Annotated in this window: 23 protein-coding genes; 16 read left to right on the plus strand and 7 right to left on the minus strand. The window is 71.3% G+C overall.

Features of this window, described 5'->3' with window-relative positions; translation table 11 throughout:
• The first annotated feature begins 21 nt into the window (after positions 1-21).
• Genes ACZ3II_RS27495 through ACZ3II_RS27505 form a run of 3 tightly spaced genes read left to right on the plus strand, consistent with a single transcriptional unit; the run spans position 22 to position 2,645 of the window.
• Positions 22-1,038, plus strand: coding sequence for an ABC transporter permease (locus ACZ3II_RS27495; RefSeq protein WP_465520626.1), 1,017 nt, complete (start codon positions 22-24; stop codon positions 1,036-1,038).
• Complete coding sequence (gene rhaI / locus ACZ3II_RS27500) at positions 1,035-2,189, plus strand: L-rhamnose isomerase (RefSeq protein WP_465520627.1); 1,155 nt, start codon at positions 1,035-1,037, stop codon at positions 2,187-2,189. Before ACZ3II_RS27495 ends, rhaI begins: the two co-directional genes overlap by 4 nt.
• A 48-nt stretch (positions 2,190-2,237) precedes the next feature.
• A complete protein-coding gene (locus ACZ3II_RS27505) occupies positions 2,238-2,645 on the plus strand; it encodes an Hpt domain-containing protein (protein ID WP_465520628.1) in 408 nt (135 codons plus the stop codon).
• 8 nt (positions 2,646-2,653) lie between these two features.
• Here the strand turns inward: ACZ3II_RS27505 and ACZ3II_RS27510 are convergent, their stop codons facing one another.
• Positions 2,654-3,817 (minus strand): response regulator, encoded by a 1,164-nt coding sequence (locus ACZ3II_RS27510; RefSeq protein WP_465520629.1) that lies wholly within the window; start codon positions 3,815-3,817, stop codon positions 2,654-2,656.
• Positions 3,818-4,008: 191 nt separating this feature from the next.
• Between ACZ3II_RS27510 and ACZ3II_RS27515 the strand changes: the two genes are divergently transcribed.
• Positions 4,009-5,193, plus strand: a complete 1,185-nt coding sequence (locus ACZ3II_RS27515; RefSeq protein WP_465520630.1) for a GAF domain-containing sensor histidine kinase — start codon at positions 4,009-4,011, stop codon at positions 5,191-5,193.
• 70 nt (positions 5,194-5,263) lie between these two features.
• Positions 5,264-6,868 (plus strand): methyl-accepting chemotaxis protein, encoded by a 1,605-nt coding sequence (locus tag ACZ3II_RS27520; protein WP_465520631.1) that lies wholly within the window; start codon positions 5,264-5,266, stop codon positions 6,866-6,868.
• Here ACZ3II_RS27520 and ACZ3II_RS27525 read toward each other — a convergent pair.
• Complete coding sequence (locus tag ACZ3II_RS27525) at positions 6,836-7,180, minus strand: STAS domain-containing protein (protein ID WP_465520632.1); 345 nt, start codon at positions 7,178-7,180, stop codon at positions 6,836-6,838. The two genes, ACZ3II_RS27520 and ACZ3II_RS27525, sit on opposite strands and share 33 nt — an antisense overlap.
• Entirely contained in the window at positions 7,177-7,578 is a 402-nt protein-coding gene (locus ACZ3II_RS27530) for an ATP-binding protein (protein WP_465520633.1), read from the minus strand. The genes ACZ3II_RS27525 and ACZ3II_RS27530 overlap by 4 nt, the downstream gene beginning before the upstream one ends.
• Positions 7,579-7,689: 111 nt before the next feature.
• Here ACZ3II_RS27530 and ACZ3II_RS27535 point away from each other — a divergent pair, with 111 nt between their 5' ends.
• The 4 genes from ACZ3II_RS27535 (at position 7,690) to ACZ3II_RS27550 (ending at position 12,946) form a co-directional block, all read left to right on the plus strand.
• Positions 7,690-9,615 (plus strand): hybrid sensor histidine kinase/response regulator, encoded by a 1,926-nt coding sequence (locus ACZ3II_RS27535; protein ID WP_465520634.1) that lies wholly within the window; start codon positions 7,690-7,692, stop codon positions 9,613-9,615.
• A gap of 8 nt (positions 9,616-9,623) precedes the next feature.
• Positions 9,624-11,861 carry a formate C-acetyltransferase gene (gene pflB / locus ACZ3II_RS27540; RefSeq protein ID WP_465520635.1) on the plus strand — a complete coding sequence of 746 codons (2,238 nt, stop codon included), beginning with the start codon at positions 9,624-9,626 and terminating at the stop codon, positions 11,859-11,861.
• The gene (gene pflA, locus ACZ3II_RS27545; protein WP_465520636.1) at positions 11,858-12,592 is read left to right on the plus strand and encodes a pyruvate formate-lyase-activating protein; all 735 of its coding nucleotides are present in this window, start codon (positions 11,858-11,860) and stop codon (positions 12,590-12,592) included. The genes pflB and pflA overlap by 4 nt, the downstream gene beginning before the upstream one ends.
• 90 nt (positions 12,593-12,682) lie before the next feature.
• The gene (locus ACZ3II_RS27550; protein WP_465520637.1) at positions 12,683-12,946 is read left to right on the plus strand and encodes a hypothetical protein; all 264 of its coding nucleotides are present in this window, start codon (positions 12,683-12,685) and stop codon (positions 12,944-12,946) included.
• Between the two features lie 36 nt (positions 12,947-12,982).
• On the opposite strand, the gene ACZ3II_RS27555 is transcribed toward ACZ3II_RS27550, so the two are convergent.
• Both ACZ3II_RS27555 and ACZ3II_RS27560 read right to left on the minus strand, forming a co-directional pair.
• Positions 12,983-13,975 (minus strand): hypothetical protein, encoded by a 993-nt coding sequence (locus ACZ3II_RS27555; RefSeq protein ID WP_465520638.1) that lies wholly within the window; start codon positions 13,973-13,975, stop codon positions 12,983-12,985.
• Positions 13,976-14,140: 165 nt separating this feature from the next.
• Positions 14,141-14,788, minus strand: coding sequence for a response regulator (locus ACZ3II_RS27560; RefSeq protein WP_465520639.1), 648 nt, complete (start codon positions 14,786-14,788; stop codon positions 14,141-14,143).
• Positions 14,789-14,931: 143 nt separating this feature from the next.
• On the opposite strand from ACZ3II_RS27560, the gene ACZ3II_RS27565 reads away from it, so the two are divergent.
• From ACZ3II_RS27565 to ACZ3II_RS27595, 7 genes are all read left to right on the plus strand, one after another.
• Positions 14,932-16,527, plus strand: coding sequence for a GAF domain-containing sensor histidine kinase (locus ACZ3II_RS27565; RefSeq protein ID WP_465520656.1), 1,596 nt, complete (start codon positions 14,932-14,934; stop codon positions 16,525-16,527).
• A 31-nt stretch (positions 16,528-16,558) separates the two neighbouring features.
• Positions 16,559-17,515, plus strand: coding sequence for an Acg family FMN-binding oxidoreductase (locus ACZ3II_RS27570; protein WP_465520640.1), 957 nt, complete (start codon positions 16,559-16,561; stop codon positions 17,513-17,515).
• 63 nt (positions 17,516-17,578) lie between these two features.
• Positions 17,579-18,268: an energy-coupling factor ABC transporter permease gene (locus ACZ3II_RS27575; RefSeq protein ID WP_465520641.1), complete on the plus strand. Its 690-nt coding sequence runs from the start codon at positions 17,579-17,581 to the stop codon at positions 18,266-18,268.
• Positions 18,265-18,609 (plus strand): PDGLE domain-containing protein, encoded by a 345-nt coding sequence (locus ACZ3II_RS27580; protein WP_465520642.1) that lies wholly within the window; start codon positions 18,265-18,267, stop codon positions 18,607-18,609. Before ACZ3II_RS27575 ends, ACZ3II_RS27580 begins: the two co-directional genes overlap by 4 nt.
• Entirely contained in the window at positions 18,609-19,358 is a 750-nt protein-coding gene (gene cbiQ, locus ACZ3II_RS27585; protein ID WP_465520643.1) for a cobalt ECF transporter T component CbiQ, read from the plus strand. The genes ACZ3II_RS27580 and cbiQ overlap by 1 nt, the downstream gene beginning before the upstream one ends.
• 4 nt (positions 19,359-19,362) lie before the next feature.
• Entirely contained in the window at positions 19,363-20,115 is a 753-nt protein-coding gene (locus ACZ3II_RS27590; RefSeq protein ID WP_465520644.1) for an energy-coupling factor ABC transporter ATP-binding protein, read from the plus strand.
• A 227-nt stretch (positions 20,116-20,342) separates the two neighbouring features.
• Entirely contained in the window at positions 20,343-20,510 is a 168-nt protein-coding gene (locus ACZ3II_RS27595) for a hypothetical protein (RefSeq protein WP_465520645.1), read from the plus strand.
• Between the two features lie 6 nt (positions 20,511-20,516).
• On the opposite strand, the gene ACZ3II_RS27600 is transcribed toward ACZ3II_RS27595, so the two are convergent.
• Entirely contained in the window at positions 20,517-20,969 is a 453-nt protein-coding gene (locus ACZ3II_RS27600; RefSeq protein ID WP_465520646.1) for a peptidoglycan-binding domain-containing protein, read from the minus strand.
• A 284-nt stretch (positions 20,970-21,253) separates the two neighbouring features.
• Positions 21,254-22,030, minus strand: a 777-nt coding sequence (locus ACZ3II_RS27605) for a phosphoketolase family protein (protein ID WP_465520647.1), incomplete at its 5' end; no start/stop codon positions are given.

The following is a 22,030-nucleotide window of genomic DNA, read 5'->3' on the forward strand; positions in this document are numbered from 1 at the left end:
AAGCGGGAAAGATCAGACTTCGTGAGGGTCCTCCTCACGCAGCGGATCGCCCTCCTCGCGGTACTCATCGTCATCGTCGTCGTCACGTTCATCCTCAACGACCTGGGCGGCTACCTGACCGCCCCGTACGACTTCGACTACATGTCGGCGAGCCTGATCAGCGCCGTCCCCCTGGCCATGCTCGGCCTGGCGGAACTGCTGGTCATCCTCTCCGGCCGCGGGGGCATCGATCTGAGTGTCGGCGCGATCGTCTCCCTGGCCGGGATGGGGTTCGGTTTCGCGTACGGCGAATGGGGTTGGCCCCTGTGGCTGGCGATCCTCGCCACCGCGGGCTTCGGGGCCCTTCTCGGCGCGGTCAACGGCTTCCTCGTCTCCTACATCGGCTTCCCGGCGCTGATCGCCACGCTCGCGACGTTCTACGCGTACAAATCCCTCGCGATCGTGATCAACGACCAGCAGCCGATCAGCACCGAGCCGATCCAGGAGCTGTTCACCCTGAGCAAGTCGGTCGAGCTGCCCCTGTTCGGCCAGTACATCCCGGACGTGCCCCTCGGGATCTTCACGTTCCTGCTGCCCACCGTGGTGGCGGTCTGGCTGCTGCTGGCCCGCACCGCCTACGGGCGGCGTCTCTACGCGATCGGCACCAACGACGTCGCCGCTCGCTGGGCCGGCATCCCGGTCCGGGACACGCGTTTCAAGGCGTACGTCTACGCGGGCCTGATCTCCGGCCTGGTGGCCGTGGTCACCGTCGGGCAGTTCGCCTCGGCGCGGCCGGACGCGGGCGTCTCCGGCAACGGCATGGCGCTGCCCGCGATCACCATCGCCGTCCTCGGCGGGGTGGCGATCACCGGCGGCATCGGCCGGGTCGCCGGGGTCGTGCTGGCCACGCTGCTCATCGTCTGGCTCAACGCCGGCATCCTGCTCGCCTTCGTCGGCAACGAGGGCTCGCAGTACCAGCTCCTCGCCCTGGGCGCGGTGCTGATCTTCGCCGCGCTGCTGAACGGGCTCACCAACCGCAAGTACGGAGGAACCCCATGATCGACCTGGATGGCCTGGACGGCTTCACGATCGAGGTCCCGAGCTGGGCGTACGGGAACTCGGGCACCCGGTTCAAGGTGTTCACCCGTCCCGGGGGCCCGCGGAACCCGTACGAGAAGATCTCGGACGCCGCGCAGGTCAACCGCCTCACCGGGCTCGCCAACCGGGTCTCCCTGCACATCCCGTGGGACCTCGTCGACGACTGGAGCGACCTGAAGGCGCACGCCGACAAGCTGGGTGTGCGGATCGGCGCGATCAACTCGAACGTCTTCCAGGACGACGACTACCGGCTGGGCTCACTGTGCAACCCGGATCCGGCGATCCGCCGCAAGGCGATCGACCACCACAAGCAGTGCCTGGACGTGATGCGGCAGACCGGCTCGACGGATCTGAAGATCTGGCTGCCGGACGGTCTCAACTACGCCGGCCAGGATTCGCTGCGCGGGCGGCAGGACCGGCTGGCCGAGTCGCTGCGGGAGATCTACGACGCCTCCGACGAGAATCACCGGATCCTGCTGGAGTACAAGTTCTTCGAGCCGTACTTCTACTCCACCGACATCCCGGACTGGGGCACCTCGCTGCTGCACTGCCTGGCGCTGGGCGAGCGGGCCACCGTGGTGCTGGACACCGGCCACCACGCGCCGGGCACCAACATCGAGTTCATCGTGATGCAGTTGATCCGGCAGAAGAAGCTGGGCGCGTTCGACTTCAACTCCCGCTACTACGCCGACGACGACCTGATCGTGGGTTCGGCCGATCCGTTCCAGTTGTTCCGGATCATGTCGGAGATCGTGGCGGCGGACGCGCACCGGCCGGAGTCGGGCGTCAACTTCATGCTCGACCAGTGTCACAACATCGAGGAGAAGATCCCCGGCCAGATCCTGTCGGTGCTCAACGTCGAGCAGGCTCTCGCGAAGGCGCTGCAGGTGGATCAGGAGGCGCTCGCCGCCGCCCAGCGCGCCGGTGACGTGCTCGGCGCCCACCAGGTGCTGATGGACGCCTACGAGACCGACGTGCGGTCCGCTCTCGCGGACCGGCGGGAGGCGCGGGGGCTGCCGAGGGACCCGGTCAAGGCTTTCCAAGCTTCGGGGTACGCCGAGACGGCCGCCGCCGAGCGGGTCGGCGGGACCCAGGCGAGCTGGGGGGCGTAATAGGCGAAAAACCTGCTGGCGGCGTCCGCCCGGGCGCACCATGGGCGGATGGGAACCGGGACGCAGCCGGCGGGTGGGGCCGCCGCGGTGGCCGGCGTCCGGGCCCGCCTCGCCGATCTCGTCGAGGCGGAGCCGTCGCCGGCCGAACTGGCCCTGGTGCTGCGGCTGCTGGAGTCGTTCGCCGCGAAGGCGCCCGCCGCGGCGGACCTGCTCGTCGGCCTGCTGCGGGACGGTGACCCGGGGCCGGTGCGCGACCAGGCGCACAGCCTGAAGGGGTCGTCGGCCAACATCGGCGCGACGGCCCTCGCCGCTCTCTGCGCGACGGTCGAGGACCAGGCGCGCGCCGGGACCGTCCCCGACGCGCGCGCCACCGCCGAACGGTTGCGCGCGCTGCTCGACGAATCGCTGCACGCGGTCCGTGCCGTCGCTCTCGATTACCGGCGGCTCGTCCCGTGAGCCGCGGGTCAGGCGGCCGTCAGCACCGGCTCGACCAGACCCAGCGCGCGGTTGAAGTTCGTCAGCCGGTCCAGCATCGCCTCGGTCATCACCGTGCCGCTGCTGATCAGGACGAGGCCGTTGGTCGCCGTGACGTCCTGCGCCAGGCGCATCCCCACCTGCAGGTCGGCGATGGCGTAGGCGTGGGTGGACCCGGCGACCGGGGCCTGCACCCCCTTGATCTGGCGCAGCGCGGCGAGCACGTGCGGGGCGCACTTGTCGGACTTGGTGAGCGCGGTGATCGCTGCCGCCGGGGCGTTGCTGCGGGCGAGCGCGGTGTCGTACTCGATGGCCGTCCGGACCACGCTGATCGCGCCCTCGACCAGCGGCGACCAGCCGCCCGCCGGCGGCCTCTCCCCCGCCAGCCCGCGGATCGTGTCGATCACGTCCTCGATCATCGGGATGTCCTTGATCAGCGGCAGCACCGACGCCGGCATCGCGTTGATGACGCCCTGCTCGTCGGGGGTGAGATTGGCGCCCTCGGCCAGCTTGCGCATCACCTCCGGCGGCACGGTCACCGCGCCGACCTGGGAGGCCATCGCCGCCACCTCGATCTCCCACAGCCCGTCCAGTTCCAGGGCGTGGGTCAGCTCGCCGACCAGCGTACGGATCCGGCCGGCCCGGGCGAACCCGACCGGGCTGGACAGCTCGAGGATGCCGAACAGCGCCTGCATGCTGGTCTTCAGCGTGGTGTCGACCATCTTGCGCTCGGCCATCGCGTGGTCGTGCTTGCTGACGGCCTTCTTGATCGCGTCCATGATGTCGGCACGGCTGGCCGGCTTCGGCAGGTACCGGTAGACGCCGCCGGAGTTGATCGCGGCGATGACGGTGCTCATGTCGCCGTGCCCGGAGTGCAGGATCCGCATCACGTCCGGGTAGTCCGCCTGGATCCTCCCGAGCAGTTCGATACCGTCCATGCCGGGCATCTGCACGTCACTGACCACCGCGGCCACGTCGTCGTGGGCGGCGAGCAACTGCAGCGCCTTCTCCGCGTTCTCGGCGAGCAGCAGCTTGTGGTCGCGGCCCAGCTGGATGGACAGCGTCTCCAGCACCACCTCGTCGTCGTCGACGAGCAGCAGAAGGGGCAGCTTCCTGGTGTCGGCGCCCGACCGGTAGAGCTCGGTCCGCATCATGATCTCCTCCGTCTGACCGGCCGTGGTGGTACATGCGGACCTATCGCCGGACCCGGCGATCCCCTGAGCGTTAGGCCGGTCGCGAATTCCTCACCGGCGAACTCCTCAACCGGCCCCGGCCCAGCGCCGAAAGGCGATCCACGGGTCGCGGCGGAGCATCCGCCCACCGCTTGTGAGAAACGGACACTGATGTGAGCGCAGTAGGGGAAGACGCCCGTCTGGCGGCGGTGCACAGCTATCACCTGCTCGACGCCCCCCGGCCGGTGGTGCTGGACGAGCTGACACGCCTGGCCGGCGCCGTCTTCGACGCGCCCATGTCCACCGTCACGCTCGTCGACGGCGACCGGGAGTGGTTCGCCGGCAAGACCGGGGTGCCGGGCAACGGCGGGCCGCTGGCCACCTCGTTCTCCGGGCGGGTGGTGCGGTCGCAGCGGCCGCTGGTCGTCGAGGACACCCTCGACGAGCCGGACTTCCGGTCGTGGGCGACGGTGCGGGGCGCCCCGAACATCCGTTTCTACGCCGGCGTGCCGCTGGTCGACGAGGACGGGCACACCCTGGGCAGCGTGTGCGTGCTGGACGACAAGCCGCGGACCGCCGGGGCCCGGCAGCTGGAGCTGCTCACGACGATGGCCGGGCAGGCGGCGGGGCATCTCGCCGCGGTTCGCAACCGGCAGCTGCTGGCCGAGATCGGCGACGAGCTGTCCCGGGCGATCAGCCGCGAGGAGGACTTCGTCGCGACCGTGTCGCACGAGCTGCGTACCCCGGTCACCACCATCCAGGGATATCTGGAGCTGCTGGTCGACAACGAGGAGCTGGCCCCGTACCGCCGTCTGATCGACCCGATCCAGCGCAACGGTGAGCGGCTGGTCCGCATGGTGGACCACCTGCTGGCCGGCACCCGGCCGTCGGCCGCGCCGCTGCCGCTGTTGCGCGCCGGCACCGATCTGGTGGCCGTGGCCGAGGCGGCGATGGCCGCCTGCAAGGCGCAGGCGGCGCAGCGGGACGTGCCGATCGTGATCGAGGCGCCGGCCGGGCCGTCGTCGGTGCCCGGCGACTTCACCCGGCTCTGCCAGGCCGCCGAGCACCTGGTCCGCAACGCGGTGGTGTTCAGCACGACCGGGCAGGCCGTGACGATCCGGATCGGCGCGGGCTGGCTGGAGGTGACCGACACCGGCGCGGGCATCCCGGCCGACGAGCTGCCGCACGTGGCGGAGCGGTTCTACCGCGGCGGGTTCGCCCGGGACCAGGCGGTGCCGGGGGTCGGGCTGGGGCTCAGCATCGCCGACCGGATCATGCGGGCGCACGAGGGCTCGCTGACGATCGAGTCGGACGGCCTCGGCCGGGGAACGACGGCCCGGATGTCCATCACCGGGTGACCTCGGTCTCAGTGCCGTGCCGGACCTGCCGATGGGTAGGTCGGAGCCGGTGGCTGAGCGGGGGAAACCGATGGCGATTCTGCGGCGGATGCGACTGGCCGGGCGGCTCGGGGTGGCCTTCCTCGTGGTGCTGCTCCTGCTCGGCGTCGCGGTCGGGGTCGGCGTGTGGGGCCTGACGCGCCAGGCGACCACGGCGGGCGACATCCAGAAGCTGCAGCATCTGATGCATCAGGTGGACGAGCAGAAGTACTACAACGGCGACATCTCGGGCTGGCAGATCGCGTACGTGTGGGACACCCGCCGGATCGGGCCGAAGGCGGCGGTGGCTCCGGCGAACGAGAACCGGGCCGGGTTCCTGGCCGACTTCGACCTGCTCAACAAGCTGATCGGCGAGATCGACACGTCGGTCATGACGGACTCGGAGCGGGCCGAGTTCGCGACACTGCGGGACCTCTGGGGCGACTACAAGAAGGCCGACGACAAGATGGTCGCCCTGTACGCGGCGGGCCGGATCGACGAGGGTGACGCGGCGCTGCTCAAGGACAGCTACGACGTCTACTTCACGATCAACGAGTCGACCGCGAAGCTGGTCACCTCGGTCGTCGGCCGGGCCGACCAGGCCACCAAGGACGCCCAGGACGAGGCCGCGCTGATGCGTACCGTCATGATCGTCGTCTTCCTCCTGGCCGTGGCCGCCGCCGTCCTGTTCACCGTCGCCGTGACCCGCAGCGTCACCGGCCCGATCGGCCGTCTCGTCGAGGTGCTGCGCGGCATGGCCCGCGGCGACCTCACCCAGAAGGCGGACACCACCGGCAACGACGAGATCGCGGCGATGGGCCGGGCCGTCGGCGAGGCCGTCGACGGGGTCCGCAGCACGGTCGCCGAGATCGCCGAGAACGGCGGCCGGCTGACCGGCGCCTCGGACACCATGCGCCGGGTCAGCCAGCAGATCGACTCCGCCATCGCCGAGGCCGACCAGCAGGCCGGGCTGGCCGCGGCCGCCGCCGGCGGGGTGTCCGGCAACGTGCACACGGTGGCCGCCGGCACCGAGGAGATGGGCTCGGCGATCACCGAGATCTCCCGCAACGCCGCCGACGCCGCGCAGGTCGCCACGGACGCGGTCGCCGCGGCCCGGGCCACCAGCGAGACCATCAACCGGCTCGGCGAGTCGTCGGCGCAGATCGGCGACGTGATCGAGACGATCACCGCGATCGCGTCGCAGACCAACCTGCTCGCCCTGAACGCGACCATCGAGGCGGCCCGCGCCGGCGAGTCCGGCAAGGGCTTCGCGGTGGTCGCCAGCGAGGTCAAGGACCTGGCCCAGGAGACCGCCCGGGCCACCGAGAAGATCTCCCAGCAGATCGCGGCGATCCAGAGCGACACCGGTCAGGCGGTCACCGCGATCGACGAGATCAGCCGGATCATCGAGCAGATCAGCGACTTCCAGACCACCATCGCCTCGGCGGTCGAGGAGCAGAGCGCCACCACCGCCGAGATGAGCCGCGGGGTGAGCGAGGCCGCGGCCGGCGTCACCGACATCGCGGGCAACATCGCCAGCGTGGCGCACGGCACCGCCTCCAGCCGGGAGGCCGTCGGTGAGGTGGCCCGGACCGCCGAGGACGTGCAGTCGCTCGCCGACGGGTTACGTGCGGCCGTCGGCCGGTTCTCGATCTGATCCGCCGGTCTCCGCGCCGCTCAGCAGGTCGTGCACGCCGGTGACGGTGAGCGTCCGGAGCACGATGCCGGTCGCCCGGGTCACCCGGAAGCCGACCCGCGCCTTGGACGCCGTCTCCCAGGCGGCGAGCAGCACGTCGATGCCGGACGAGTCGCAGAAGGTGACCCCGCCCAGGTCGACGACCAACTCTCCGGGACGGTCGCCGAGGACCCGGGCGACCTGCTCCTCGAAGTCGTCGCCGGTGTCCAGATCGAGTTCGCCGGCGAGCTGCAGGCGGGTCACCGGGCCGTCGTCCAGCCGGACGATCCTCATGCGGCACTCTCCTGAACGCGGGGACACGGCACCAGTTCCACCCGTACGCGTTTGCCCCCGTGGTAGTTCTGCACGGTCCAGCCGGCCGCCATCGCCTCGATCAGCGCGATGCCCCGGCCGCCGACGCTGTCGGGATCGCGGCGCCGGGGCACGACCGACGAACCGTCGGCCACCGACACGATGACCCGTTCGCCGTGTGCCTCCAGTTGCAGCGCCACACAGCCGCCGCCGTGCCGGACCGCGTTGGTGACCAGCTCGCTGACCACCACGGCGGCAGCGTCGAGCCAGTCGTCGTCACGGAACCCCCAGCCGGTCAGCACCGCGGTCACGGCGTGCCGGGCGGCGGCGGGGGCCCCTCGGTCGAGGGGAAGGTCCAATTGGGCGGTCAGCTCGCTCATGCAAAACCCCGTGCAATCGCCTGTATGCGGGCGGACCATACCCCGGCTTCGCGGCAGTCGAAACCCGGGCGGCGCCTGATGTCTGATTTATCATGATTTATTATTGGAATCATGGCAACCGTGCTCGTGGTCGAGGACAACGCGGAACATCAGGCGGTCATCGCCGAGGTGGTCCGCCGGCTCGGGCACCGGGTCAGCCTCGCCGACGACGGCCGTGCCGGTCTCGCCGCCGCCGTCGCGAGCCCGCCCGACCTGGTAATCGCCGACGTCGACATGCCGCACCTGGACGGCATCCGGATGTGCCGGGCGCTGCGGGAGAACCCGGCCACCGCCGCCGTGCCGGTCGTGCTGATCACCGCGTACCTGCCGCCCGGCGACACCACCCTGGCCGAGTCCGGGGCGCTCGCGGTGGTGCCGAAGCCGTTCAGCGTCAAGGAGCTGTCCGAGACGCTGCGCCGCTGCCTGAGCCCGGCCGGCGGCGGCCACGACCCGGCCTTCACCGAGGCGCTGCTGCGCAGCCTGGACGCCGGGGTGGTGGCCTGCGACCTGGAGGGCCGCCTCGTGGTGATCAACCAGGCGGTCCGGGACTTCTTCGGCGACGACAGCCTCGGCGTGCCGGTCCGGGAGTGGGCGCGGCGGTTCGGGCTGCGCCGGGCCGACGGCAGCGACCTGCCCGGCGACGAGGTGGCGCTCTACCGGGCGCTGGCCGGCGAGGAGGTACGCCACGACGAGGTGCTCGCCCTCGACCGGCGGCACCGGCGGCGCTGGTTCGCGATCAACGCCCGGCCGGTCCGCGACGGCGGCGGGCGGATCCTCGGGGCGGTCGCCGCGGTGCACGACATCACCGCCGAGCACCACCAGCGGCAGTACGAGCACTGCCGTACCGAAGTGCTCAAAGCCCTGGTGCACGCCCCGGACGCCGACCAGGCCGGCGCCGAGGTGCTGCGCACGATCGCGGCCGAGCTGGGCTGGCCGTACCTGCGGCTGTGGCTGGTCGACCCGGTGACCGAACGGCTGCGCCCGGCCGCCACCCACCTGGACCCGGCCGCCCCGCAGATCCGGATGCCGTCGTCCCCGGCCCGCGGCGACGGGGTGCCGGGCGTCTGCTGGGACACCGCCGAGCCGGTGTGGGAGGGCGCCGAGGGCGCGGTGCCGGTGTGCAGCGGCGAGCAGGTGATCGGCGTGCTCGGGTTCCGGATCCCGGAGCCGCCGGACCGGCAGCGGCCGGACCCGGCGCTGACCGTGCTGCTCAGCGGCATCGCCGCGCACATCGGCGCGTTCCTGGAGCGGCGCCGGGCCGAGGAGCTGGCCAGTCAGCTCGCGGCCAGCGTCGGCGAGTACATCGCCCTGGTCGGGCACGAGCTGCGCACCCCGCTCACCTCGATCGGGACCTACACCGACCTGATCAGCGAGTCGGACGACGACACCACCGTCGGCGAGGTCCGCGACCTGCTGGCGGTGATCGAGCGCAACAACGCCCGGCTGCGCTCGCTGGTCGAACGGCTGCTCGACCTGGCCGCCCTGGAGGCCGGGCACGCCCAGCTCACCGTCGGCGAGGTGGACCTGGCCGCGCTGGTCACGGTGGCGGCGGCCGAACAGGGGGCGCAGGCCGAGGCCCCGGAACGGCTGCCCGTCGCCGGGGACCGGGCCCGGCTGCGGCAGGTGGTGGAGAACCTGATCGGCAACGCCGTCAAGTACAGCCCGGAGGGCGCCGGGGTACGGGTGACGCTGACCGCCGACGACGACGCCGCGGTCCTGACCGTCACCGACTCCGGCATCGGCATCCCGCCCGGCGAGCGCCCCCGCCTGTTCGCCCGCCTCTACCGGGCCACCAACGCCCGGCACAGCGGCATCCCCGGCGCCGGGCTGGGACTGGCGCTCAGCCGGGCCATCGTGGAGCTGCACGGCGGCACGATCACGCTGACCGGCAACGCGGGCGGTGGCACGGTGGCCACGGTCCGGCTGCCCCGCCGCCCCGGGACTTCCGGCCCTGCCCGGCTCCGACAGCGGGACGAGACAGTGGGAGGGAGCCTTTAGGAGGGGTCATGCAGCAGAACACGGACGCGTGGCGTGGTTTCACCGGCAGCGGATGGCGTACGACGATCGACGTGGCCGGCTTCATCCACGACAACGTCCTGCCGTACGACGGTGACGCCGCCTTCCTGGCCGGCGCGACCGCGCGGACCACCGCCATCTGGGACAAGCTGTCCGCGATGTTCGCCGTGGAGCGCGCCGACGGCATCTACGACGTGGACGCCACGACGCCGTCCACGATCACCGCCCACTCCCCCGGCTGGATCGACCGGGACCGCGAACTGATCGTGGGCCTGCAGACCGACGCGCCGCTACGCCGGGCGATCATGCCGTTCGGTGGGCTGCGGATGGTCGAGGGCGGGCTCCAGGCGTACGGCCGCGAACTTGATCCTGATCTCAAGAAGGTCTTCACGTCCTACCGCAAGACCCACAACGCCGGCGTCTTCGACGCGTACCCCGCGGACGTGCTGGCCGCCCGCCGCTCGCACATCATCACCGGCCTGCCCGACGCGTACGGCCGCGGCCGGATCATCGGCGACTACCGCCGGGTCGCCCTCTACGGCGTGGACCGGCTGATCGCCGACCGTGTGGAGATCAAGAAGTCGCTGGACGCCAGGCTGTCGGTCGCCGACGTGATCCGCGACCGGGAGGAGCTCTCCGAGCAGATCCGCGCGCTGGGTGAGCTGAAGGAGATGGCCGCCGCCTACGGGTTCGACATCTCCGGCCCGGCCACCGGAGCGCAGGAGGCCGTCCAGTGGCTGTACTTCGCCTACCTGGCCGCCACCAAAGAGCAGAACGGCGCGGCCATGTCGCTCGGCCGCACCTCCTCCTTCCTCGACGTCTACCTGGAGCGGGACCTGGCCGAGGGCCGGATCACCGAGGAGTTCGCCCAGGAGCTGATCGACGACTTCGTGATCAAGCTGCGGATCGTCCGGTTCCTGCGCACCCCCGAGTACGACGAGCTGTTCTCCGGCGACCCCACCTGGGTCACCGAGTCGATCGGCGGGATCGGCGCGGACGCCCGGCCGCTGGTCACCCGGACCAGCTTCCGGTACCTGCAGACGCTCTACAACCTGGGCCCGGCGCCCGAGCCGAACATGACGGTGCTCTGGTCGCAGCGGCTCCCGGAGGGCTTCAAGCGCTTCTGCGCGCAGGTCAGCATCGACACCAGCAGCATCCAGTACGAGAACGACGACCTGCTGCGGCCGTACCTGAGCGACGACGCGGCGATCGCCTGCTGCGTGTCCGGCATGCGGGTCGGCAAGGACATGCAGTTCTTCGGGGCGCGGGCGAACCTGGCGAAGGCTCTGCTGTACGCGATCAACGGCGGCCGCGACGAGATCAGCGGGGCCCAGGTGGCCCCCGCGGCGAAGGCGCTCGGCGAGGACGTGCTGGACTACGACGAGGTCTTCGAGGCGTACGACAGGACCCTCGACTGGCTCGCCGAGACGTACGTGGACGCCCTCAACGTCATCCACTACATGCACGACAAGTACGCGTACGAGCGCCTCGAGATGGCCCTGCACGACTACCCGGTGCACCGGTTCCTGGCCACCGGCATCGCCGGCCTCTCGGTCGCCGCGGACAGCCTGTCCGCGATCAGGTACGCCCAGGTCAAGCCGGTCCGGGACGAGACCGGGCTGGTCGTGGACTACCAGGTCGACGGCGACTACCCGACGTTCGGCAACAACGACGACCGGGTCGACGCGATCGCGGTGGACCTGGTGGAACGGTTCATGGAGAAGATCCGCCGGCAGCCGATGTACCGGGGCGCCGAGCCCAGCCTGTCGGTCCTGACCATCACCTCGAACGTGGTCTACGGCAAGCACACCGGCAACACCCCGGACGGCAGGCGGCTCGGCGAGCCGTTCGCGCCGGGCGCCAACCCGATGAACGGCCGCGACAAGCACGGCCTGGTGGCGGCGGCCCTGTCGGTGGCGAAACTGCCGTACCGCAGCGCCCGCGACGGCATCTCGCTGACCATCACCTCGACCCCGGACGGCCTCGGCCGCACCAAGGATGAGCAGGTCGGCAACCTGGTCGGGGTGCTCGACGGCTACACCGACGGCGGCGGCTTCCACATGAACGTCAACGTCCTGGACCGGGCCACCCTGGAGGACGCGATGGAGCACCCCGAGAAGTACCCGCAGCTCACCATCCGGGTCTCCGGTTACGCGGTCAACTTCGTGCGGCTCACCAGGGAGCAGCAGCGGGACGTCATCTCGCGGACCTTCCACGGATCGTTGTGACGATCGAGGGAAGTGTGCACTCGTTCGACGTCTCGACCGGCGTCGACGGGCCGGGGACGCGCTTCGTCGCGTTCCTGGCCGGGTGCCCGCTGCGCTGCCAGTACTGCCACAGCCCGGACACCTGGTACCGGCGCAGCGGCCGGCCGATGACGGCGGACGACCTCCTGGCGGAGATCGCGCGATACGAGCGGTTCATCAAGGTCGCCCGGGGCGGCGTCACGCTCAGCGGGGGTGAGGCCCTGCAACAGCCCGATTTCGTACGGGAGGTCTTCACCCGCTGCCGGGAACGGGGCATCCACACCGCCCTGGACACCAGCGGCGCACTCGGCGCCAAGGCGTCCGACGAACTGCTCGACGTCACGGATCTGGTGCTGCTCGACATCAAGGCCGGTGACGAGGAGACGTACCACCGGGTCACCCGTACCGGAAGCCTGGAACCGACCGTGACGTTCGCGCATCGCCTGGCCGAACGCGGCATCCCGATCTGGGTCCGTTTCGTCCTGGTGCCCGGCCTCACCGACAGTGTCGAGAACGTCGAGGCGGTCGCCGCCATCGCCGCCTCGATCAGCACCGTCGAACGGGTCGAGGTGCTGCCGTTCCACCGGCTGGGCGCCGCCAAGTACGCCGCCCTCAACCAGCCGTTCCCGCTGGCCGGCACGCCCGCCCCGGACGCGGGACTGCTCGACCGGGTGCGTGGACAGTTCCGCGCGTACGGCCTGACCGTCTACTGATCACCTGTTCAGTCCGAGCCGCATCCTGCGAACGGTTTATCGCCCGGGATTCGGGGCACGGGGCCGGCCGCGCGATGGTCGACTCGACTCATGAACAAGCTGATTCTGCTGGCAGCCGGCCTCGGGATCGCCGCGGGCCCGGTGCTCGCGGCGGGCCCGGCTGTCGCCGCCGGATGCCCGCCCTTCACGATCTGCGACACCCCGGACGCCGCCACCGGCCCGCCGCAGCCCACCCGGGCAGGCGTCCATCCCGACGCCCCCGGTGCCGGAGTCATCCCGGCGCCCCGGCCGGTGAGCCCGCCGAACGGGCTCCAGACCGTCCATCCGCAGATCGGCTCGTTGGCCTGGCCGTGATACCGCCCGGCCATGGCGAGCAAGGTCAGCTCGGTGTCAGAGGGTGGGACCGGAGAGGCCCGGAGAACCGGGCTCGTCCCGATCTGCGGCCTTCCCCGGCCTTTCCCACGGAGCTTCCTCGCCCGCACGCGCCGGGCCGGGATCCGGCAGGCGTTCGCTGTATCGGCGGCCGGCCTCGGCCTCCTGTGTGTCGTGCTCCAGGCGTCCCGGCAGCAGGAACGGAGGTTCCATCCGATCCGACGACGGCATGACCGACGTGTCCGTGACCGGGTCGGAGCTCATCGGCGGGTCGCGGAAGAGCTTGGGGAGGGGTCTTCGCCACCGATGCTGCGGGGCCGCATCGGCTTCGACGCCCGGGGCGGTCGAGAAATCGTCCTGCTTCTCGACACGTGCCTCGCGGTAAGCGTCGAGGTAGGTGAGCGTCACCTCGGCTGCCGTCACGGTCAGCACCGCTTTCAGCGCATCGGCGAGCATCTCCTCGGCCACGTTCTCGCCCACGGCCATGGCCGCCAGCGGGGCCGCGACACCACTGGCGACCAGGGTGCACAGGCAGATGATCACGATTGAGCGGGTCAGCTGCCAGGTGGCCTCGTCATCTCCTGGCTGGCCCGCGGCGCGCAGGGCCGCTATCCGGCCGGCCAGATCCGGTTCCTCCCGCCCCAGCCGGTCGATCAGAATTTCCATGTCCGCTGGAGGAAGGGCTCGTACCAGGGCGAGGCAGGCGATCGCCAGCGGTCTCGTCGGATCCGGGCCCGTACCGTCCTCGGTGTCGTCCCGCGCCTGCAGGATCAACCTGGCGAGCAGCCGTACCATAGCTTCGGCCAGCGGGCCGACGTCGCCGGATGCCGAGCTGCGCGGCGCCGGGCCCGGAGCGGGGCCGTCCTGCCCTGCGGCATCGTCCCGCACCGTGACGAGCAGGGGGACGCGATCCGGCCGGCCTGTCACCGCCCACTCGATCCGGCAGGGTGCGAAGCCTGAGGACGTGAGTGCCCCGGAGATCCCCGTTTCGGCCCGGGAGAAGTCGGTCATCACTCGATGCTGGTCCGGCGCCGGAGGCCCGCACAAGCTCCAGGATGTGCCGACCCGGCGGCACCTGCCGGATGCATGCCGGTCCGGGCCGGCCCGTGACCACCGCGGACCTCGCGCGGTGGTCACGGGACCTGGCGTAGCCCGTACGAAAAAGAAAGGGAAGGGTCAGTGTTGCGAGGGGTGGTCGCCCAGGAGCTTGGTGGCCAGGACGGCGGCCTGCGTGCGACGCTCCAGGCCGAGCTTGGCGAGCAGACTGGACACGTAGTTCTTCACGGTCTTCTCGGCGAGGAACATCCGGCCCGCGATCTCCCGGTTGGTCAGGCCCTCGGCGACGAACTCCAGGATGCGCCGCTCCTGATCGGTCAGCGCGGCGAGCTCCCGCGGCTGCTCGACGCCGTTGCGGATGCGCTCGAGGACACGCTGGGTGACGGCGGGGTCGAGCAGCGACTGCCCGGCGGCGACCCGGCGGACCGCGTCGACCAGATCGGTGCCGCGGATCTGCTTGAGCACGTAGCCCGAGGCGCCCGCCATGATCGCGGCGAACAGGGCCTCGTCGTCCTCATAGGAGGTCAGGATCAGGCCCTTGATCGACGAGTCGACGGCACGCACGTCCCGGCACACGTCGATGCCGTTGCCGTCGGGCAGCCGGGCGTCGAGGACCGCCACGTCGGGGCGCAGGGCTGGGATGCGCCGGGCCGCCTCCTGGGCGGACCCGGACTCGCCGACCACCTCGATGTCCCCGCCCGCCTGGAGCAGGTCGACGAGGCCACGGCGGACGACCTCGTGGTCGTCGAGGAGAAAGACTCGGATCATGTCTCATTCCTACCTCCTCGAGGACCCGGTCACCTAGGGACCAAAGTCCCGCCGGTTAAGGTCATGGCGTGGCCGAAGCATCGACTCCTTCACTGGGGCTCAGCCCTCTGTCCCGGGTCCGGCTCGACGAGTTGCTGCAGGAGATGCAGAACCGGGTCGGCGACATCGTCACCAGCCGGGAGCGGCTGCGGGCGCTGCTCGACGCGGTCGTCGGCATCGGCACCGATCTCGATCTGAGCAGCACGCTGCAGCGGATCGTGGAGGCCGCGTGCACCCTGGCCGGCGCGCGGTACGGCGCTCTCGGCGTGCTCGCCCCGGACCGGCGCAGTCTCTCCGACTTCGTCACCACCGGCATCGACCCGGCGGCACACGCCAAGATCGGCGATCTGCCGCACGGGCGGGGTGTGCTGGGCCTGCTGATCACCGAGCCGCGACCGGTGCGGCTGCCGGACATCACCAGACATCCTGATTCGTACGGGTTCCCCCCGCACCACCCGCCGATGCACAGCTTCCTCGGCGTCCCGGTCCGCACCCGCGACCAGATCTTCGGCAACCTCTACCTGGCTGAGAAGCGGGGCGCCGACGAGTTCACCGAGGACGACGAGGAGATCGTGGTGGCGCTGGCCGCCGCGGCCGGCGTGGCGATCGACAACGCCCGGCTGTACGAGCTGGCCCAGCGCCGGGAGCGCTGGCTGTCCGCCGCCGCCGAGATCACCGGTGTGCTGGTCGGCCAGGTGCGCCGGACCGAGGCGCTGCGCCTGATCGCCCGCCGGGCCCGTGAGGTGGCCGACGCCGAGCAGGTGCTGGTGCTGCTCTACGAGCCGGACGGCGACCGCTACCGGGTCGAGGTAGTGGAGGGCGCCGACTCGGCGCTGACCGGCAAGGTGCTGCCGGCCTTCGACGCCGAGGGGTCGTACCGGCTGGTCGAGGACCTGCGGCAGGCCGCCGAGTGGCCGGGCCCGGTGCCGGACGGCCCGGCCCTGGTCGCGCCGTTGCAGAGCACCCCACAGGGTGTGCTGATCGTGAGCCGGCCGGCCAGCGTGGACGACGCGGCGCTGCTGTCGACGTTCGCCGGGCAGGCGGCGCTGGCCCTGGAACGGGCCCGGGCGCAGGAGGAGCGGGAGCTGCTGGCCGTCCTGGAGGACCGCGAGCGGATCGCCCGGGACCTGCACGACGTGGTGATCCAGCGGCTGTTCGCGACCGGCATGCAGTTGCAGGGCGCGGTCGCCCCGGCGGGGGTGCGGCCGGAGGTGGTGAAGCGGATCAACACGGCGGTCGACGACCTGGACGCGACGATCCGTGACATCCGCCGGTCGATCTTCGAGTTGCGGGCGCCGGTCGGCGCGACGCTGCGGACCGAGCTGCGCGACACCTGCGACGCGGCCCTGGACACGCTGGGGTTCCGGCCGACGCTGGAGACGTCCGGGCCGGTGGAGAGCTCGGTGCCGGACGACATCGTGCCGGAGTTGATCGCGGTGCTGCGGGAGGCCCTGTCGAACGTGGCCCGGCACGCCGGGGCCCGCAGCGTGCGCGTCTCGGTACGGGTCGACGGCAGCCACGTCGTCCTGCAGGTGGAGGACGACGGGGTCGGCATCGATCCGGCCCTGGCCCGCGGCGGCGTGGTGAACATGGGCGAGCGGGCGAGCGACCTGGGCGGCACGTTCGAGATCGGGCCCCGCCCGGGCGGGGGTGGGACCCTGGTCACCTGGCGCGTGCCCCTCGGGACCTTCGGCCCTTAACGGAAACCGCCCGGCGCGGCACCGTGGAGACATGAACGCCTACGACCTGTCGGACCTGCGGCGCGCCGCCGCGGCAGCAGTCCGGGCTCCCTCCATGCACAACAGCCAGCCGTGGGCGTTCCGCCTGCGGGACGGCGCGATCGAGGTGCTGGCCGATCCGGGCCGGCAGCTCTCGGTCGCCGACGGCGGCGGCTGGGCGCTGCGGCTGGCGCTCGGCGCGGCGACGTTCAACGCCCGGCTGGCCCTGGCCTGGGGCGGCGCACCGGCCGACGTGATGCTGCTGCCGGATCCCGAGGAGCCGGACCTGGTCGCGCGGCTCTCCCCGGCCCCGCACCGCCCGCCGACCTACACCGAGCGGGATCTGTACACGGCGATCGAGCGCCGGCACAGCAACCGGCAGCCGTTCTGGCCCGACCCGGTGCCGGCCGACGTACGGGTCCGGCTGATCGAGGCGGCCCGGGTGGAGGGCGCCTGGCTGGACCTGCTGGTCGGGATGACCGCCCTGTCGGGTTTCTCGGAGATCGCGCACAGCGCCGACCGGGTGCTGCGCCGCGACACCCGGTATCAGGCCGAGCTGATCACCTGGACGGACACCGCGTCGGCGACCGAGGGGATCCCGGTGGCCGCCGCCGCGACGGTGACCGAGGCCCAGGATCTGCTGCCGCAGCGTGACTTCGGCGGGCGGCGGCGGGCGCCGGGCCGCGACTACGAGCCGGAGCCGCTGGTCGGGATCCTCGGCACGTCCGCCGACCGCAAGCTGGACCAGTTGATGGCCGGCCAGGCGCTGCAGCACGTGCTGCTGACGGCGACGGACGCGGGCCTGGCCAGCTCGATGATCTCGCAGCCGATCGAGGTGGCGCCGGCCCGTGACCAGTTGCGGCGGTCGTTGGGGCGGACCGGGATCCCGCAGATCGCGTTCCGGATCGGGTACGGCAGGCCCGGTCACCCGGCGCCGCGGCGGGACGTGTCCGACGTCATCGTCGGGTGAAGATCATCACTGGCGTAGTTGCCAACTGTAGGCAACAACCACCTGTACTCATATGCTGACGGCATGGACGTGCAGGCGATGCACATCGCGAACGGGATCATCAACGGTCCCGTCTCCGCGATCTTCATAGCGATAGCGGCGGCGGGCCTCGCGGTCTGCGTGTGGCGGGCCAAGGTCGACCTCGACGACCGGCTCGCCCCGATGGCGGGCCTGGTCGCGGCGTTCATCTTCGCCGTCCAGATGCTCAACTTCCAGGTGCTCCCGGGGGTCTCCGGGCACCTGCTCGGCGGCACCCTGGCGGTGATCCTGGTCGGCCCGTGGGTGGGCGCGCTCTGTGTCGCCACCGTGCTGCTGGTGCAGGCGCTGGTGTTCGCCGACGGCGGCCTGACCGCGATCGGGCTCAACATCACCAACATGGCCCTGCTCGGCACCGCGGCGGCGTACCTCCTGGTCGCCCTGCTTCTCCGGATCCTGCCGCGGACCACCGGCGGGCTCGGCGCGACGGCCCTGATCGCCTCGATCGCCGGTGTCGTGGTCGCCTCGATGGGCTTCGTGGTGGAGTACGCGTTCGGCGGCACCACCGAGCTGTCGCTGGGCGCGATCGCCGCGACGATGGCCGGCACGCACACCCTGATCGGCGTCGGCGAGGGCCTGATCGCCGCCACCACCGTGGTCACCGTCGCGAAGGTCCGCCCCGACCTGGTCTACGCCCTGCGCGCCTTCCGCCCCAAGCCGATCAAGGTGCCCGCATGAAGAAGAAGACCTTCCTGATCGCCGGCCTGCTGGTCGCCCTGCTGCTGGCCGGTGTCGCGTCCAGCTTCGCCTCCAGCAGCCCCGACGGCCTGGACCACGCCGCCCGTGAGGGCTGCACGTTCAACGCCGACGACGAGATCACCGGCGGCACCTGCATGGCCCAGCAGGAGCAGGAGCATCAGCTCGCCGGCAGCCCGCTCGCCGACTACGGCATCAAGGGCATCGACAACGAGTTCCTCTCCACCGGCCTGTCCGGGATCGCCGGGGTGCTGCTCACCTTCGCCATCGGCGGCGGCCTGTTCTGGCTGCTGCGCCGCCGCGAGCCCAGCCGGAAAGAGTAGTGGAGCGCCTGTACCTCGACCGGGACAGCCGGGTGCACCGGCTCTCCCCCGAGGTCAAGATCGCGGCGGTGCTGCTGTTCACCGTGGTCGTGGTGATCACGCCGCGCGAGGAGTTCGCCGCCTTCGCCGGCTACGCCGTCCTGATCGCCCTGGTCACCGCGCTGGCCCGGGTCCCGGCCGGCTGGCTGCTCAAACGGTCGGCCATCGAGCTGCCGTTCGTGGTGCTCGCCGTGGTGCTGCCGTTCGCCGGTCACGGCGAGCAGGTGCGGTGGCTGGGCATGTCGCTGTCGGTCGACGGCCTCTACGGCGCGTGGAACATCGTCGCCAAGGGCACCCTCGGTGTGCTGGCGTCGCTGCTGCTCGCCGCCACCACCACGATGCGTGATCTGATCGTCGGCCTGGACCGGCTGCGCTGCCCCGCCGTGATCACCCAGATCATGACGTTCATGCTGCGGTACGTCGACGTGCTCATCGACGACGCCCGCCGGATGCGGATCGCCCGGCTCGCCCGCGCCTACGACCCCCGGTTCCTGTGGCAGGTGAAGGCGTTCGCGGTCGGTGTCGGCTCGCTGTTCCTGCGCTCCTACGAACGCGGCGAGCGGGTCTACCTGGCCATGCTGTCCCGCGGTTACGCCGGCACGATGCCGTCCGCCACCGACCGGTCCGCCCCGGCCCGCGAGTGGGCGATCTCGTCGGCGCTGCCGGTGGCCGCCGCCGGAATCGCCGTCGCCGCCGCGGTTCTAGCATGACCACATGACCGCGGCGCTGCAGATCACCGGCCTCACCTTCGCCTACCCCGACGGGCGGGAGGCGCTGCGCGGCGTCGACCTGACCGTCGCGCCCGGCGAGCGGGTGGCGCTGCTCGGGCCCAACGGCGCCGGCAAGACCACCCTGGTGCTGCACCTCAACGGCATCCTGCACGGCGGCGCCGGCCGGGTGGAGATCTCCGGGCTGCCGGTGACGCCGGGCGATCGCAAGGCGATCACCGAGATCCGACGCCGGGTCGGCGTCGTCTTCCAGGATCCCGACGACCAGCTGTTCATGCCGACGGTCGCGGAGGACGTCGCGTTCGGTCCGGCCAATCTGGGGGTACGGGGTGACGACCTCGACAACCGCGTCACCGAGGCGCTGACCGCCGTGGGGATGCTGGAGCACCGCGATCAGATCCCGCATCACCTGTCGTTCGGCCAGCGGCGCCGGGTGGCGGTGGCGACGGTGCTGGCGATGCGCCCGGAGATCCTGGTGCTGGACGAGCCGTCGTCGAACCTCGACCCGGCCAGCCGCCGCGAGCTGGCCGAGATCATCGAGTCGTTGCCGGTGACCGTGCTGATGGTGACACACGATCTGCCGTACGCCCTGGAGCTGTGCCCCCGCTCGGTGATCCTGGACGCCGGCCGGATCGTCGCCGACGCCCCCACCGGCGCCCTGCTGGCCGACCGCGACCTGATGGCCGCGCACCGTCTGGAGCTCCCGTTCGGCTTCGACCCCGCCACCGCCCGCCGCTGACACCCCCACTTCCGCGTGTGGAGTTGCGGCGCACATGACGGCCGAACTCCACACGCCGCCGGGCCACCGGCTCCGCGTGTGGAGTTGCGGCGCACATGACGGCCGAACTCCACACGCCGCCGGGCCACCGGCTCCGCGTGTGGAGTTGCGGCGCGCATAGCGGCCGAACTCAACACACGGGCGGGGCTTCACCTGGGACGATGGCGGGTGACGGAGAGGAGCGTGCCGTGACCACGCAGCAGCAGACGCCGGACGGTACCGAAGACGACGGCCAGCGGGTCGGCGAGTCGGCCGCCCCGCAGGCCACCGGGGAGTACGGCAGCATCCTCGACGAGGACCTCCCGCCGGTCGTGCCGGACGACGAGGTCGAGGTCGAGGCGCCGCAGCAGCGATGACCGGGCTCAGGCGGCCTTCGACAGCGGGGCCGCCTCCCGCAGTCCGCTGACCAGGGCCTGCCAGGTCCGCGGGCCGACCACCCCGTCCACCTCGACCGGCACTCCCCCGTTGCGGATCGTCGCCTGGAGGTCGCGGATCGCCGCCTCGGTCTTCGGGCCGTAGATGCCGTCGGCGCCGTCGAGGGCGAACTCCTCCTGCAATCCGCGCACCGCGCTGCCCCGCATCCCCGGCCGCACCGCGATGAGCAGCGCCTGCCACGTCTTACCGTCGACGACTCCGTCGTCCGGAAGGTTCTTGGCCCGCTGGACGGCGCGTACCGCGTCGCCGGTCTCGGAGCCGAAGACACCGTCGATGCTGACCGTGTGACCGTGGGCGAGCAGCAGGTACTGGAGGGTCTGGACCTGGTGCTCGGTGGAGCCCTGCCGGGTCGTCGGCCAGGGGTTCAGGGTGGCGGTCATAGAGGGGGTCCCCTTCCTCTTCGTCGAGCGACGGGTGTGTGCTCCCCTCACTTTCGCTTCCCACGCCGACGAATAAAAGGGTGAGACGAGTCTCGACCAGGCATTCGCAAGAAATGCTTCGGACTTGCTGACCGATTCGCGAATTCCGATACGCGAACCGCGCACGAATCTGAAGATTCGCGCGCGGTAACGCTCACCATCGTGCAGCTGTCAGTGGGATTTCCCACCGCCAAGATCACGCGTGTTGAGTTCGGCCGCGTAGCGCGCCCGAACTCAACACGCGGTCAGTGCTGGGCCCAGTCGCCGAGCGACCAGTCGCGGACCTCCGGCATGTCCTCGAGGTGCTCGACCACGTACGCGGCGTGCTTCTCGAGCTGCGACTCGCACCAGGCCTTCAGCTCGCTCGCGCCGGCCGGCAGGCGCCCGGCGTTGTTGATCGCGTCGATCACCAGGTGGTAGCGCGACGCTTTGTTGCGGACCGTCATGTCGAACGGTGTGGTGGTGGTGCCCTCCTCGATGAAGCCGCGGACCCGGAACCGGTCGGCGTCCGGCCTGCCGTGCACCAGCTGGTGGATCGCGCCCGGGTAGCCGTGGAAGGCGAACACCACGTCGACGTGGTCGGTGAACAGCTCGCGGAACATGGTCTCGGTCATGCCGTGCGGGTGGTCCTTGGGCCGCGGCAGGGTCATCAGGTTGACCACGTTCACGACCCGCACCCTGAGCTGCGGCAGCTTCTCCTTGAGGATCTGCGCTGCCGCCACGGTCTCCATGGTCACCACGTCGCCGGCGCAGGCCAGGACGATGTCCGGGTCGCGGTCGCCGTCGTCGTTGCCGGCCCACTCCCAGATGCCGGCGCCCTTCGCGCAGTGCTCGACCGCCTGATCCATGGTCAGCCACTGCAACTGCGGCTGCTTGTCGATGACGATCAGATTGACGTACGACCTCGAACGGAAGCAGTGGTCAGCCACCGACAGCAGGGTGTTGGCGTCCGGCGGCAGGTAGACGCGGGCGACCGTGCCCCGCTGGTTGAGCACCACCTGGATCAGGCCGGGGCCCTGGTG

This window comes from Actinoplanes sp. NPDC019969 (assembly GCF_055562375.1).